This is a genomic window from Paenibacillus sp. FSL R10-2736 (assembly GCF_038000245.1).
GTDB lineage: Bacteria > Bacillota > Bacilli > Paenibacillales > Paenibacillaceae > Paenibacillus_AQ > Paenibacillus_AQ phytohabitans.
In genome coordinates this window covers 638,629-653,444 of record NZ_JBBOBN010000002.1, presented here as the reverse complement: position 1 = coordinate 653,444, position 14,816 = coordinate 638,629, and the positions used below count along the sequence as shown (strand labels likewise).

At 51.2% G+C, this 14,816-nt stretch carries 15 protein-coding genes and 1 tRNA gene; 2 read left to right on the top strand and 14 right to left on the bottom strand.

Features of this window, described 5'->3' with window-relative positions; all coding sequences use genetic code 11:
• Positions 1–45: 45 nt before the first annotated feature.
• The gene (locus tag NSQ73_RS31090) at positions 46–1,098 is read right to left on the bottom strand and encodes a sugar-binding transcriptional regulator (RefSeq protein ID WP_171720816.1); all 1,053 of its coding nucleotides are present in this window, start codon (positions 1,096–1,098) and stop codon (positions 46–48) included.
• Positions 1,099–1,428: 330 nt separating this feature from the next.
• Between NSQ73_RS31090 and NSQ73_RS31085 the strand changes: the two genes are divergently transcribed.
• Positions 1,429–1,503 (top strand) — tRNA-Arg (locus NSQ73_RS31085).
• A gap of 192 nt (positions 1,504–1,695) precedes the next feature.
• Complete coding sequence (clpP, locus tag NSQ73_RS31080) at positions 1,696–2,292, top strand: ATP-dependent Clp endopeptidase proteolytic subunit ClpP (RefSeq protein WP_042132753.1); 597 nt, start codon at positions 1,696–1,698, stop codon at positions 2,290–2,292.
• Between the two features lie 86 nt (positions 2,293–2,378).
• Here clpP and NSQ73_RS31075 read toward each other — a convergent pair whose 3' ends face one another.
• The 13 genes from NSQ73_RS31075 to thiC form a co-directional block, all read right to left on the bottom strand.
• Positions 2,379–3,017 (bottom strand): GDSL-type esterase/lipase family protein, encoded by a 639-nt coding sequence (locus NSQ73_RS31075; RefSeq protein ID WP_171720817.1) that lies wholly within the window; start codon positions 3,015–3,017, stop codon positions 2,379–2,381.
• A 156-nt stretch (positions 3,018–3,173) separates the two neighbouring features.
• Entirely contained in the window at positions 3,174–4,280 is a 1,107-nt protein-coding gene (locus tag NSQ73_RS31070) for a PdaC/SigV domain-containing protein (RefSeq protein ID WP_340989991.1), read from the bottom strand.
• 254 nt (positions 4,281–4,534) lie between these two features.
• The gene (locus tag NSQ73_RS31065; protein WP_042132751.1) at positions 4,535–5,293 is read right to left on the bottom strand and encodes an SIMPL domain-containing protein; all 759 of its coding nucleotides are present in this window, start codon (positions 5,291–5,293) and stop codon (positions 4,535–4,537) included.
• Between the two features lie 94 nt (positions 5,294–5,387).
• Positions 5,388–5,924: a GNAT family N-acetyltransferase gene (locus NSQ73_RS31060; protein WP_340989990.1), complete on the bottom strand. Its 537-nt coding sequence runs from the start codon at positions 5,922–5,924 to the stop codon at positions 5,388–5,390.
• Positions 5,925–5,996: 72 nt separating this feature from the next.
• A complete protein-coding gene (locus tag NSQ73_RS31055; RefSeq protein ID WP_036651317.1) occupies positions 5,997–6,266 on the bottom strand; it encodes an HPr family phosphocarrier protein in 270 nt (89 codons plus the stop codon).
• Between the two features lie 97 nt (positions 6,267–6,363).
• Positions 6,364–7,293, bottom strand: a complete 930-nt coding sequence (gene whiA, locus NSQ73_RS31050; RefSeq protein ID WP_039302402.1) for a DNA-binding protein WhiA — start codon at positions 7,291–7,293, stop codon at positions 6,364–6,366.
• A 19-nt stretch (positions 7,294–7,312) separates the two neighbouring features.
• On the bottom strand, positions 7,313–8,254 hold the full coding sequence (locus NSQ73_RS31045; protein WP_042140618.1) for a gluconeogenesis factor YvcK family protein: 942 nt from the start codon (positions 8,252–8,254) through the stop codon (positions 7,313–7,315).
• A 57-nt stretch (positions 8,255–8,311) separates the two neighbouring features.
• The gene (rapZ, locus tag NSQ73_RS31040) at positions 8,312–9,211 is read right to left on the bottom strand and encodes an RNase adapter RapZ (protein ID WP_039302396.1); all 900 of its coding nucleotides are present in this window, start codon (positions 9,209–9,211) and stop codon (positions 8,312–8,314) included.
• A 46-nt stretch (positions 9,212–9,257) separates the two neighbouring features.
• Positions 9,258–10,208, bottom strand: coding sequence for an ROK family glucokinase (locus NSQ73_RS31035; protein WP_039302392.1), 951 nt, complete (start codon positions 10,206–10,208; stop codon positions 9,258–9,260).
• Between the two features lie 239 nt (positions 10,209–10,447).
• Positions 10,448–11,707, bottom strand: coding sequence for a DUF438 domain-containing protein (locus NSQ73_RS31030; protein ID WP_340989989.1), 1,260 nt, complete (start codon positions 11,705–11,707; stop codon positions 10,448–10,450).
• Between the two features lie 14 nt (positions 11,708–11,721).
• Positions 11,722–11,949 (bottom strand): DUF1858 domain-containing protein, encoded by a 228-nt coding sequence (locus tag NSQ73_RS31025; RefSeq protein WP_340989986.1) that lies wholly within the window; start codon positions 11,947–11,949, stop codon positions 11,722–11,724.
• A gap of 167 nt (positions 11,950–12,116) precedes the next feature.
• Complete coding sequence (locus tag NSQ73_RS31020) at positions 12,117–12,914, bottom strand: class I SAM-dependent methyltransferase (protein ID WP_340989984.1); 798 nt, start codon at positions 12,912–12,914, stop codon at positions 12,117–12,119.
• A 165-nt stretch (positions 12,915–13,079) separates the two neighbouring features.
• Positions 13,080–14,774, bottom strand: a complete 1,695-nt coding sequence (thiC, locus tag NSQ73_RS31015) for a phosphomethylpyrimidine synthase ThiC (protein WP_340989982.1) — start codon at positions 14,772–14,774, stop codon at positions 13,080–13,082.
• Positions 14,775–14,816 lie beyond the last annotated feature (42 nt).

Sequence of the window (14,816 nt, the reverse complement as noted above, 5' to 3'; positions counted from 1 at the left end):
AAGTATAATGCATAATACCTTTGAGCGCGTCCCATAAAATGGAATCTATAGGACCTCTTGCAACTGTTTGTCGATTTCTTTGCCGATTTCGACAGCAGCCGCCTCGTCTGTTACGAGAATATCCTCTTGGCCGAACCGCAGCATCGCATGAATGGCCTTAGCCTTGCGTTTGCCGCCGGCAATACCGATGACGACTTCTGTACGGATAATGTCTTCCAGGCGCAGCCCCATGGTCAGCATGGTATGAACCACCTCGCCATTCTCATTGAAATAATATCCGAACGATTCGGCTACCGCACCCTCGTCCTGAATCTCTGAGATTGTACCGGGGTCCAGCTTGCGGCGGTGAGTCATTTCAATGGCATCGCCAATTCCATGCACAATAATACGCGATCTGCGGATAATCTGCACAATCTCTCCAATATTGGAGTCCAGTGCGAGCGACTGATAGGCATCGCCGCTGAGCAGATCAGGCACATGCAGCAGACGGTAATTGGCACCAATCCGTTTGGCCATGGTCGAAGCAATGGTGTTGGCTTGGATCTCCATGCTCTCTCCCAGTCCTCCGCGCGCCGGAACTACCCAGGCGTTCTTATAGGAAAGGGATAGCGGCGGGGTCAACTGATCGGCCATTTCGGCCAGGGTCGATCCGCCTGTAACGGCAATCGTATCGTCACTGCGCAGTACACTGAGCAGTGCCTTCGAACCTGCACGCCCCAGTTCACGTTTGGTGAACAGCGAGGTCTCGCAGTCGCCAGGTACAACAACTACTTTACTGAGACCGTACGTAGTACGAATTTTCTCTTCCAGATCATCCAGGCCGAAGAGGCTCTTGGCGATCGGCTCCAGCAGGTCAAGCAGTCTGCGACCGGCTTCGCTAATGCGCATGCCGACGCTCTCGATCTCAATGAGCCCTTGCGATTTCAGAAGATCCGTCTCGGCGCGCAGCACCCGCTCGGTCATATCAAGCGAGGCGGCAAGCGTTCTGCGCCCAATAATATCGGACAGCATGATCTGATGTAGAATCGTATACCGTCTCTTAAGGGTTTCCATGAGATCAGGCAGAAGCTGCTTTTGGATTTCCAATAAATTACGCATGCTTTCACTCCTGCAACTTCGTCTTTCTCTTTTCCCTTGTTCGTGGTCTCAAAATGTCCCGGGTTAACTTTTTAAGTCCCACCCATATTCTACCCAAAACTGACGCCAAGTGCAAGTGTTCCGAGACTATAATTCTCAGACCCGTTTCATCTTATACATCTGCCGATCTGTGAGAGGTAACCACGCCCTTAAGCACATGCCTGAAAACCTCCATCACCTGACTGTCAAGTGGGAAGCTATCATCTGCCTGGGAGCCGGAAAAACTATTTTTTGCACGACGGGTTTTACACGTTGCTTTTATGCAATAAGTGTATTATAATAATTTCTGTTGCGCCCGTGGTCCAATGGATATGACGTAGGCCTCCGAAGCCTGAGATCCAAGTTCGATTCTTGGCGGGCGCGCCATTATTTTCACTTTTGTACATAATTTAGCAATACTTATACTATATTTAACCAAAGAGCCGCATGATGGCTCTTTTTTTGAATCTAAGTTTGACTTTCTTTGACTTTTTGTTTGAATTTGTTTATCATGTGGTTAATACGGTAACAGTAAAAAATGAACACATTCGAAGCACCAATTTCAAGGAGGTTTTCCACGTGAGTTATATTCCTATGGTAGTAGAACAGAGCAACCGCGGTGAGCGCGCTTATGACATCTATTCCCGCCTGCTGAAGGACCGCATCATTTTCCTTGGAACGGAGGTTAATGACGTGGTAGCCAATTCCATCATCGCACAAATGCTCTTCCTGGCTGCCGAGGATCCGGATAAGGATATTCACCTGTATGTAAACAGCCCTGGCGGTTCCATTACAGCGGGTATGGCTATATTTGATACAATGCAGTACATTAAACCGGATGTATCCACCATCTGTGTTGGGATGGCCGCTTCCATGGGAGCCTTCCTGCTGAACGCCGGCGCCAAGGGCAAGCGCTTTGCCTTGCCGAACAGCGAAATTATGATTCACCAGCCGCTCGGCGGTGCCCAGGGTCAGGCTTCGGATATTGAAATCCGCGCCCGCCGCATCATCAAGCTGCGCGAGAAGCTGAACCGTATCCTGTCCGAACGTACGGGCCAGCCGATCGAGAAGATCGAGAAGGATACCGACCGCGACTACTTCATGAGTGCTGCCGATGCAGCTGAATATGGCATTGTCGATAAAGTCATTGAGAAGACATTGCCGACTGGCGTTTAATTACTATATTTCATCAACACATAAAGAGGCTGCCACGGACCTACAGGTCTGCGGCAGCCTCTTTATTTGGCATATATACTGATAATTCATCTCAAACTTCCATATCCCAGGGCATCCAGCTTGCCGGCGATTACCCGGTAGCCCCTGCCGTTCGGATGGATATGATCCAGGAACAGCAGCCCCCGCTCATTGCCGGCAAATTCATGATAAATGGAAGCAAACCCTACAGCATAACTGCTGTAGCCGGCAGCATAACGGTTGAACTGCCTCACCCAATCTGTGGCCGCATCCACCTGAGGATACGGATTATAGAGGCCTACTATCCGGATAATGTAAGGACTTCGCGTGCCCGCCTTCAGCTGTGACAGAGTACTCATAATATCACTGAAATTCCGTTTGCAGTCCCGGAGTGCTTTTTGCAGATACCCATTCAGCTCACCTGGCCTCCCCGCCGCGGCTTTGGCAGCCTTAATCAGATCATTGCCGCCGATAGAGACGGTAATGATCTCTGCATCCTTAACCGCAGAACGAAAACCGCCATCTGTCTTGAGACGCTGCTCCAGCCCCGCTGTTGTCAGACCGTTCACTCCTAGATTCGCTGAAGCAACCGGAGTCTGCAGCCGCCCTTCCGCCATCCGGCGGTAGACGGGGACAAATCCGTTCCCGGGCAGCGCCCCGAACCCGGTCGTTAATGAATCTCCAATGGCCGTATACTGATAGACCATAGCCTTCCCTCCCCGCTATAAGCTGCTTGCTTTCTTTAGCTTATGACTGCCCGGGGGATGTGGTAACGGCAGGGCGACCTTAATAGGCCCGCAAAAAAAATCCTGCCCTCATGTCTCCGGAGGAAACGCATGGGCAGGATATATGAAACTACTATATTATTTCAGTGCAGCGAACGGACTGCTTCCGTCCGGCAGCAGCTCTTTGAAGCTAAAGATTACCTCCGGGAAGCCTGTAGCGTATGCAGTATACTCATATTGCTGGAAGAAGAGCACGGCCTTGCCCTCTTTCAGATAGAAGTATTTCTCTGTATTCAGGCCTGTGAATCCTCCCAGATAACCTCCGTTTGCTTTGATTTCAGTAGATACCTTGGCATTCAGCTGTTTCTTGTAGTTAGGATTAGCCTTGAACAAATCCCCCAGCAGCAGGCGCTTGCCGTCTTTAAGTGAGAAGGTAAAGGCATTGCGGATAGTCGATCCATGTGCACCGCCGGTATACCCGTACTGGTTAGTAATCAGACTAAGCACGCCATCCTGATTATAAGTGACCACATAACCGCCTTCGAATTCATACGGCCGGTCATCCTCACTTTTCTTGGAGATCTGATCTTCGGCTTCCGCCGCATATTTCAGCACGGTCTGTTTGATCGTATCATTAATCGCCTTCTCCGCCCCGGCACTGGCCAGGCCGCTGACCTGCGGATAATCCAGCTTGATTGGTGCATCTTTATGGTCCTTAACATAGCTCTCAGTCTTTATAGTTACCGCATTTTGCGTTCTCTTCATCACATTGAGCCGTCCCGTAGCGGCACTCCAGTCACCCTTGTAGCCTAAGTAATCGCTGAGCAGGTCAAACGAAACATAGAAGCGGTTATCCATATTCTTCACTTCATATTCGCCGATAAAATAATTGTTCACTTTAATCGTAGTATAGTATTCAGTAACCGTCAGTTTAGTTTGTGTAGTACCTGTACCGATGGTATACGTCTTCTCAGCTTTATCATAAGATAGCGGCATCCCCAGCGCATCGCGCATAAACGTTACCGGAATCCATACCTTTCCGTCCTGGAAAAGCCCCTTCTGCGCTGCAATCTTGCCGTTTACCTTCAGTACTACAGGGGAGGATGCAGCCTTCACCTGAGCAGCTGCTGGAGCTGCCTGAGTTATACCTGCCGGTATTGCGGCTCCACCGAGCAGCATTCCCGCTGCAATCATTCCTGCGCCCCATTTACGGGCGTATTTCTTCGAAGTATCATTCATTTTCATTGTTGTTCTTCCCCTTCCGCTGGTGCGATGTATTATGACGTGATGTGTTCCCTCAGCTTCACTCTTCCTATTATAGGGATAAGAAGGTCGGCGGATGTTACAATGCGCTTTACAGTTTCTTAAGGATTGAAGAGTCTTTCTATCAACCTTATTACATTTATTTAAACAATTTGAGAGATTTCAAAGAAAATTTCTTCTAAAAAAGGCGCCCGCCCTGCCATAAACAGCAGAGCAAGCGCCTCTTCGCGGTCACTTTATTTCAATTCATAGGTTACGCTCAGCTGAGTGGTTACTTTAACTTCTCCGGGTTCAACGGAGCTTCCGGCAGCTGAATCATTCGCTGCTTTGGACATGGCGGCCTGTTCAACGAAGACAACCGGGTTATTCCCGTCGTCGTTCTGAATGACCGTTACCACCTGCCCGAGTCCGCGTTTCGCCGCTTTAGCAATCGCTGCCGCTTTTACATCTGCATTCTGCATTGCTTTTTCGATAACCTGTGCTTCAAAGGCTGATGGATCTTCGATCGCAAAGCTTGCATTGCCGATATTGTTCGCGCCTGCCGTCGATGCTGCATCCAGCAATTGTCCTACCTTAGTCAGATCACGGTAGGAAATCTTCAGCGTATGCTGGGCATTATAGCCTTTAACCTGCTGGCCTTCCTTTTCGCTATAGACGTAATTAGGCTGTACATAGAACTGCGTGCTCTGAATATCCTTGTCCGCAATTCCCCAGGTTGTCTTGAATAATGCAGTCAGCTTCGCAATCTTTGCCGCGGTACCCTTCTGCGCCTCTTGTGCAGTATCAGCCGTGGTAGTTACCCCGATGGAGAGATAGACGATATCCGGTTTGATCGCAAGTTCGCCTTTACCGACTACGTTCACAATATTCTTCTGCACCTCATCGGCAGCGTAAGCCTTTTCAGGACCTTTTAGCACCCCGCTCAGCCCCATTCCTCCTATAATCAAGCTTCCTGCCAGCAGCACTGCTCCGATTGATTTGCCAAATTTCATCATGCTTGCCATCCCCTTTCGTTTCTTTAAGTGTTGGTACCCTCTAGACGGACCAGCATGGCAAAAGTTGCATACCCTATGTACGTTATTTAATAATTTATTCCGTCTCTATCCAGAAACGCCGGATGACATTTCCGTCCTCCTCAATATATTCGCTATCCTCTACTCCGCCATTCTTGCGGATCGTCCGTTCCGATGCTGTATTGACGGCGTCGCAGACCACGAGTGACTTCTCTATACCCAGTTCAGCAGCTTTCACGAGGGCCTGCTTCAGAAGTTCACTGGCATACCCCTGTCTGCGCTCCGAAGGGACCACGCCATAGCCGATATGCCCGCCTGTACGGAGTAACGCTTCCGTCAGCCGGTGTCTGATGTTCACGGCACCCACCACCCGCTGATCCGTTGTCACCAGCCAGAAGGTTGAACTGCTCACCCATCCGTCTTTGATATTCACACCGCCGGCATGCTCACGCAGAGACTGAAGCATCCCGGCAAAGTCAGCAGGATCGATCTCGACTACCCAGGGAACGAATGATTCTCCGCTGGCCTTCCACTCTTCATAAAATGCCAGATAGGGCTCTCTGAGAGCTTCTGTAGGCTCCACTAATGTTACCTCACTGCCTTGGATCTGCATCTGTGTATCTCCCCTTATACATAAATAATATGAAAAAAAGCCCCTAAGGGCTTTCGGTAAGACGTGTACCATTTATTGATTCTCGAGTTCTTCCTTACTTACAAGACTTGTCAAAGCGGTTACAGCTTGTTCCGCATCTGCGCCATCTGCGCTGATATAAATCTCCGTACCGGAACTGATCGCAAGGCTCATAATGCCCATGATACTTTTGGCGTTAACTTTTTTATCGTCTTTTTCCACGAAAATCTCCGACGAAAACTTATTAGCTTCTTGCACAAACAATGCTGCCGGCCGAGCATGGAGCCCCGTCTTCAACCGAACAACTACCGGGTGCTTTGTCATGAAACGCTTACCCCCTATTTGAGATCTGCCCAAAAATTTCACATTAATTTTATAATATTATATCATTATAACCTCTACCGCACTAGAAAAAAAATAATCAACTGCCCCGCACCTTGTCAGCCAGCTCATCAATTTTGCGCAAACGGTGGTTTACGCCTGATTTACTGACGGTGCCGCCCAGCATATCGCCAACTTCCTTCAGGTTGATATCCGGGTGTGCAAGTCTGATTTCCGCAACCTCGCGCAGCTTATCCGGCAAGCTTTCCAGTCCCACCTCACGCTGCAGCAGCTTGATATTCTCAATCTGGCGTACCGCGGCGCTGATCGTTTTGTTAAGATTGGCCGTTTCGCAGTTGACGATCCGGTTAACGGAGTTACGCATATCGCGCATGATCCGTACATCCTCGAATTTGAAAAGTGCCTGATGGGCTCCGATCAAACTTAAGAATTCAATAATCTTCTCGCCTTCCTTGATGTATAGGATGAAGCCTTTCTTGCGTTCTATGCAGCGGGCATTCAGGTGAAATTCACCAGCCAGCTCCACGAGCGCCTTGCAGTGCTCCTCATACATCGAAGCGATTTCCAGGTGATACGAGGAACCCTCCGGATTATTCACCGAGCCGCCAGCCATGAAGGCCCCGCGCAAGTAAGCACGCTTGCAGCAGTTCTTGCCGACGATTTCATCATCGATCCCATCGGTGAAGATGAAGCCTTCCGAGACAATCCGCAGATCCTTCAGGATCTCCTGAACCCGGTTTGGGATTCTTACGATATAGACGTTATTCTTCTTCAAACGCATTTTTTTACGCACGAGCAGCTCGATATGGACCTGGTAATATTTCTTAAGTAAAGAATATACCCGCCTTGCAATCGCGGCGTTCTCCGTCGAAATGTCGAGAACAACCTTTTTGCTCGAAAGCTGCACCGAACCATTCATCCGGATCAGCGCTGACATTTCCGCTTTCTCACAGCAGGGCTGGCTCTCGACCATCGTCAGCTCTTTTTTGGTAAGGGCCGCAAAAGACAAGGGGCTCACCTCTTTCATGTTAACTCTTTCTGTCAATCCAATCCTGAACCAGCTGGAAAATATGGTGGCTAAGCTTATCTGTATCATGCCGCAAATAGGTTTTAAATAATACCAGTTTGTCGGCAATCACCTTATATCCGTTGCCGTCAACGACATCGCGGTCAAGCTGCACCGGACGTGCGCCTTTCTCGGCATATTTGATCTGTACCTGCTCCGGGATCTCTCCGTCGTTCACAATTACATAATCGAACAGATGCAGTCCGATATGGTCGTATACCGCCTGAAGATGATCACTGACTGTATAATTATCCGTTTCACCGGGCTGGGTCATTACATTGCATACAAATATTTTGATCGCATCCGAGGCCACGACAGCTTCAGCCAGCTTCGGCACCAGCAGATTCGGCAGAATGCTTGTATACAGACTGCCCGGACCGAGCAGAATGGCATCCGCATTCCGGATCGCTTCCAGCGCCTCCGGCAGAGGCTCCACATCGGCAGGCTCCAGGAATACACGTTTGATTATACCGCCGGCCTCCGGTATTTTGGATTCGCCGGTAATCAGGGTACCATCCGACATCTCGGCGTGCAGTACCACCGCTTCACCTGCAGCGGGCAGCACCCGGCCGCGGACGGCGAAAAGGCGGCTAAGCTCTCTGACTGCCGTAACGAAATCACCGGAGATGTCTGTCAGCGCTGCCAGAATGAGATTGCCCAGGCTGTGTCCGGCGAGGCCCTCTCCGGTACTGAAACGGTAGCGCATGATCTGCGCCATCAGAGGCTCCACATCGGCCATAGCCGTCAGTACGTTACGGATATCCCCCGGAGGCGGCATTTGCAGCTCACTGCGCAGAATCCCGGAGCTCCCCCCGTCATCTGCCACGGTTACGATAGCCGTAATATCCAGAGGCTTCTCCTTCAATCCCCGAAGCATAACAGACAGCCCGGTACCGCCGCCCATGACGACGATCTTCGGACGCTGCCCTTGTTCTTCAGTCACTACTCATCCCTTCTCTCGTCAATGCCGATCACGTTCGGAATCCCGATGGCTGATTGCTACCGATTCCGTCTCGCTTACCCCCAGCATTTTGCCCAGATATTCCGCAATGGCTACGGAACGGTGTTTGCCGCCTGTACAGCCGATGCCGATAATAATCTGGGATTTGCCTTCCTTGCGGTATTGCGGAATAAGAAATTGAAGCATGTCAAGCAGCTTGGTCAGGAACGTCTGCGTTTCAGGCCATTTCATCACATAGTCATACACATCGTTGTCTTGGCCTGTCTTGGGCCGCAGCTGATCCACATAATGCGGATTAGGCAGGAAGCGGACATCGAACACCAGGTCAGCATCAATCGGAATACCATACTTGAACCCAAACGAAGTAATGTTAACGGAGAGGGTGCTTTTCCCGAGATGGGAGAACCGTGACACAATTTTTTCTTTGAGCTGTGCCGGCTTCATGCTGCTGGTATCCAGACACAGGGTAGCTGAATTCTTGAGCTCCTCCAGCATTTGGCGCTCCATCCGGATACCGTCAAGCGGCATGCCCTTGGGAGCAAGCGGGTGGTGACGCCGGCTCTCTTTGTAGCGTTGCACAAGCACTGAATCTGTTGCATCCAGGAAAAGAATCTCAAAGCCTATGGTCGACTCGTCCTTGATATAGGCCAGAGACTCCGACAGAGCGGTGAAGAATTCCCGTCCCCTGAGGTCGATCACGAGCGCCACTTTGGCGATTTTGCCTTTGGACTGCTCAATCAGTTCGGCGAACTTCGGGATCAGCACTGGCGGAAGATTATCGACGCAGAAGAAGCCGAGATCCTCCAGGCTCTGCACTGCAATCGTCTTGCCTGCTCCCGACATGCCTGTAATGATGATCAGGGTGGCACGACCGGGCGATATTTGCTCGAATTCGGTCATTAGAGCGTCCCCTCCCTAAGGTTAGTATATGAATAATTCCTGCTCCTTAAGAACGCAGCAAAAGACCTGCCGCACCAATAATACCGGCATCATTGCCAAGCTCCGCAGGCACGATGGTAACACCAGTCTGCAGAGGTGCAGGTGTTAGCTTGGCGAATACACGGCGGACTTCATCAAACAGGATATCGCCGGCTTTGGATACGCCGCCGCCTACGATAAACACTTCCGGATTCAGTACCGCAGCCACCGCAGCCATCGATTTGCCCAGGTAGAATGCTGCGCGGTTCACAATACGCAGAGCGACTTCATCGCCTGCCTTGGCAGCGTCAAAGACTTCCTTGGCCGCAATCTTCTCCACCGTGGACAGAGTGGTGCGGTCCCCGCGGGCCACTGCATCATTCGCCATGCGGATAATGCCAGTCGCAGAGGAAACGGTTTCCAAACAACCCATGTTCCCGCAGCCGCACTGTATAGCTTCCAGATCGGGAACTACTGTGATATGGCCAAGCTCTCCGGCCAGACCGGCAAAGCCCTGATACACCTTGCCATTGATAATAATTCCGCCGCCTACCCCTGTACCCAGCGTATAGCAGACGCAATTCTCAATGCCGCGTCCTGCACCGCTCCAAGCCTCGCCCAGCGCAGCCACATTGGCGTCATTGTCTATTTTGACAGGCTTGTTCAAACGACCTTCCAGAATGGAACGGATCGGCACATCTCTAAATCCTATGTTAGGCGCAAGGATGATGATTCCTTCACGAATATTCGTAAACCCGGCAAGCCCGGCTCCCACACCGGCAAGCTGTTCCCAGGAATACGGAGAGTCCTCCACAATCAGGCGCACATACTTCTCGATATTATCGATAACGGCATCGACGCCGTCTGCGGTCCCCGTTGGACCTTCGTAAGTGTGCAGCAGGCTTCCCTCGGCATTGCAGATTCCAACCTTAATCGTGGTTCCACCTAAATCCACGCCAACGTAGATATTTTCAGACATGTTACAAGCCACCTTTTTCTATGCTAAAATAGTTAATCCTACGTACCCACTATAATAGAAGCCTCCCCTGCGGTCAAGGAAAGGCGATACACCCGGGGCAATGTTCTTCAGGAAGCGGTATGGGATGTTTTGACATGCTCCATCTGCGGACAACCCGCCTAACAAAAAGACCTTCTCACCCGGCAGGCAAGAAAGTCTGAAAGTAATCTTCTATTGCCCTGGTCCCTGTAAATCTGCCATTATTCCGACAAAATACGCTTTTGCCCCTCTAAGGCACGGATCGGAGCAATATTCTGTGTGAACTCCAGCGTCCCCATATAGCGGCCGGTCTCATCACGTACTGCGAAGTAGCGGATATAGATGAATTTATCTTTGATGGCAATCCAGAAATCCTCAGCATCCTTAATGCCTGCCTTGAAATCTGCCAGCAGCTTCTCCACCACATGCACGCTTTGCGGCGGATGACAGTTCTGCACCGTACGGCCGATAACCGCCTTGGTCCGGGCGAAGATCCGTTCCTTGCCATGTGAGAAGTAGCGGACCACATCGTTCTCATCGATAAAGGTCAAATCCACCGGCAGATGATTCATCATCGTCTCGAGCTGATGAAGCGACAACAGGCCGGTCTCAAAGCGGATGAAGCCCTGCGGTGATGCAGCTTCTCCTTCTTCCTGACTCTGGGCACCCTCCGGTTCAGCGGCACGCTCCGGAATCCATTCCTGCTCCGGCGCGGTCAGGCAGAAGCCGATTTCGTCACTTTCACGGGCGATTTTGACCCATTCATCTTCAGTCAGCTTATCGAGCGCCATCGGCAGCAGAATATTCTCTTCTTTGAAGATCATCTCGTTGACTTCTTTAATGATCTCCTCCAGTGAAGCTGCAATCTGCTCAGACTCCCCGCTATACGCGCTGAGTGCTTTCTTGGCTTCCTTAATCATATTGCGGATCCCGTCATCCACGCCCCACATTACCTTGGTTGGACCATAAATGCCGTACTTCTCTAAGTAAGGAAACAGCAGATTCTCCTTGCGGCTGTAATGCTTGTCGAGGTCGAGCAGTAGGCTCAGATCCTCCAGCAGCTTGAAGATGATCTCTTCGCTGGCGTTCTTCTTGATCTTGTCTGTGTGCAGCTCCAGCCGGAAGTTAACCAGCCGTTCAATCTCACGGTTCTCCAGCTTGAAGGTATGCACAGGATGCCCCGGCTGCTCTTCAGCCTTCGAGGAGCGGTGAATCTGCTCGATCGAGCCTTTGAAGATGGCCGTATGCACGGAGCATAGGCGCTGCACTTCCTCTACCGGAATACCCTCTTCGGTCATCAGGGAATGCTCCATGGCAGATATCTCAGCTACAGTCACATCGCCTACCGCTTCGGCAAAACGCGCCTTCACTTCCTCTACACTTTTACCCGCATGCAGCTCCTTGATGATCTCCTTCAGCATAGCCTGGCGGCGCGTCTGCTCCGGTACATCCACTTCACGGTTATTAATCAGTTCGCTCATTATATTCTCTCCTTCTATTCAATAATCTCGAAGCCGTGCTGCGCAAAGGCCAGCCGAACGGTTTCCAGCTCTATTCTCTTTAATTTCATGCCCTTGGATAATGTCATGAACCTGCCTGCCGTCTGCAGCATTCCAGGCTTCGTTATATCATGGAAACCCAGACCGGCCATAATATCTACGGCTTCCGGGTGCCTGGTTACCAGCTCCAATATAGACTCATCTAGCTTCAACACTTTGCTCAAGATCTGCACACCTCACAATTGAGAATTCTTCTCAGCAACAGCTTAGCATAGGGCAGGGGGGTAAATTGTGATTGCAGTCACTAAGTATAAAATTACCCCACAACATATTAGCTTTTAAGGAAAAAGCTGCCCGTACGCCTGTTACAGCATAGGGACAGCTATGTATGTTAAGAATTCACAGAATTCAAGGCTTCGGCTATGAAAAGCGTACATATAAAATTCCTTTGCAGGGTGCCGCCATTCCGGCCGATCAGCTTATGTAACCTGGCGCTTAATTCAATCTGCTCCGCTTCCTTCAGCCCGATGAACCCGTTGCAGGTCCGCAGGAAATTAATGAAGCTATCCGCGTCATCCCTGCTGTCCCAAGGATACCGGTAGACCTCCGGGGCTCTGAAATTTCCGCTGCCGGACAGCTCTGCTACAGTTCGCTCCACTCTCTGTTCAATTACATCCCGCTTATTAAACCAGAATACCTCATACTCCGCACAGACCTCGGCAATCTCTTGCTCCATCTCACTGTCTCCCTGCAGATAAAAATTCCAAAAGAGCGCGAGCCGCCCTCCCGGCTTCAGCAGCCGCCCACATTTCTTGTAACCTTCCGGCTGCGGCACCCAATGAAAGGCTTGAGCGGAGAAGATCAGGTCGAAATCCTTCTCCGGCCCAGACCAGTGCTCGAATCTGGAGGTTACAAATCGCACGTTTTTATCCCTATGCTTCTGTCTTCCCAATTCCGCCAGTTGTGGGCCCGGTTCAATACATAGCAGCTCATACCCGCGGTCCAGGAATAATTCGGAGGCTTTACCGCTCCCGGCACCGATCTCAAGAATTCTGGACTCCTTAGTCAGAGAGGCTTCTCCTATTACCCGCTCAATAAGCGCGGAGGGATAGCTCGGCCGGTACATATCATAGTATTCAGCCGCTTCATTGAAACGTTCGCTTTCCTTGAGCCAGTCTTTGTTCCTCATTCGATTCACTCCCTATACTTGGATAATGCTATTTACGCCAACGCTTGTGCATGGTTTCACATAATAGGGAGAATGAATCTTGTGCTATTCGCGCATAAGAAAAGCTGCCCTCACGCCTTTTACAGCATGGGACAGCAGGGAAATAGCTATAGGAGACTTGCCTTTTTACAGCGACCTGCTCAATCTGTAGGAATTACGGATATCATGCGAAATCCGCATGCTGCAGAATTTAGGACCGCACATAGAGCAGAAATGAGCTTGCTTCGCCCCCTCCGCAGGAAGCGTCTCATCATGATACTCCAGCGCCCTTTCCGGGTCCAGAGAGAGATGGAACTGGTCTCGCCAGCGAAACTCGAACCGCGCCTTGGACAGCGCATTATCCCTGTCCTGTGCACCCGGATGCCCCTTGGCGAGGTCTGCGGCATGTGCAGCGATCTTGTAGGTAATGACTCCCTCGCGCACGTCATTCTTGTTAGGCAGACCTAAATGCTCCTTGGGTGTAACGTAACACAGCATAGCCGTCCCGAGCCAGCCGATCATCGCCGCCCCGATGGCTGAAGTGATATGATCATAACCGGGTGCAATATCGGTAGTGAGCGGACCCAGGGTGTAAAAAGGGGCTTCCCGGCAAATCTCGAGCTGCTTGTCCATATTCTCCTTAATCTTGTGCATCGGCACATGCCCCGGACCCTCAACCATTACCTGAACATCGTGCTTCCAGGCCAGCGCTGTCAGCTCTCCCAGCGTCTCCAGCTCAGCGAATTGAGCTTCGTCATTGGCATCTGCAATAGAACCCGGACGAAGTCCGTCCCCCAGAGAGAAGGCCACATCATACGTCTTCATAATCTCACATATAGCTTCGAAGTGTGTGTACAGAAAGTTCTCCTGCTGATGGGCAAGGCACCATGCGGCCATAATCGAGCCGCCCCGTGATACGATTCCCGTCATTCTTCCGGCAGTCAGCGGAATATAGCGCTGTAGCACCCCGGCATGAATGGTAAAGTAATCGACCCCCTGCTCCGCCTGCTCAATCAGCGTGTCGCGATAGAGCTCCCAGGTTAAATCCTCGGCTATGCCGTTCACCTTTTCGAGCGCCTGGTATAAGGGCACCGTGCCGACAGGCACAGGAGAATTGCGTATAATCCATTCACGGGTGGTATGAATCTTGGAGCCGGTGGAGAGGTCCATGATGGTGTCGGCCCCCCAGCGGGTTGCCCACCGCATCTTCTCCACTTCCTCTTCAATAGAAGAAGACACCGCAGAATTTCCGATGTTCGCATTGATCTTAACCAGGAAGTTACGGCCAATAATCATCGGCTCGCTCTCGGGATGATTGATGTTGGCCGGAATAATGGCCCGTCCGGCGGCTACCTCATCCCTTACGAATTCCGGCCGGGTATTCTCGCGGATCGCGATATACTCCATTTCCGAAGTAATGATCCCTTGCCGCGCATAATGCAGCTGGGTAACATTGCGGCCCGCATGTGCCCGCAGGGGACTCCGCTGCAGCCCTGGATAAGCCTCTGCGGGCGGCCCGCCCCTGCGGATTCCATTATCCTCCGGCTGCACAGCTCTTCCGGTGTATTCCTCCGAATCGCCACGCTCCGCAATCCAGCATAAACGGTGCGGCGGCAGCCCCCTCCGAATGTCAGCCTCTTGCGCAGCATCGGTGTAAATTCCGCTTGTGTCATAGACACGCAGCGGTTCGTTCTCCTCTTCCCCGGCAACGCCCTCGGTTCTGCTGAGGCTGATCTCCCGCATCGGAACCTGAATATCCGGGCGCGAGCCCTCTACATACACTTTGCGGCTTGCAGGAAATCGGGAAAGGTCCACCTCTTCGTTCTTCATCATTTCTGGCATTCTAATCTCCTCCTCTTCGCTCTATAAGCCAATCAGATAAGA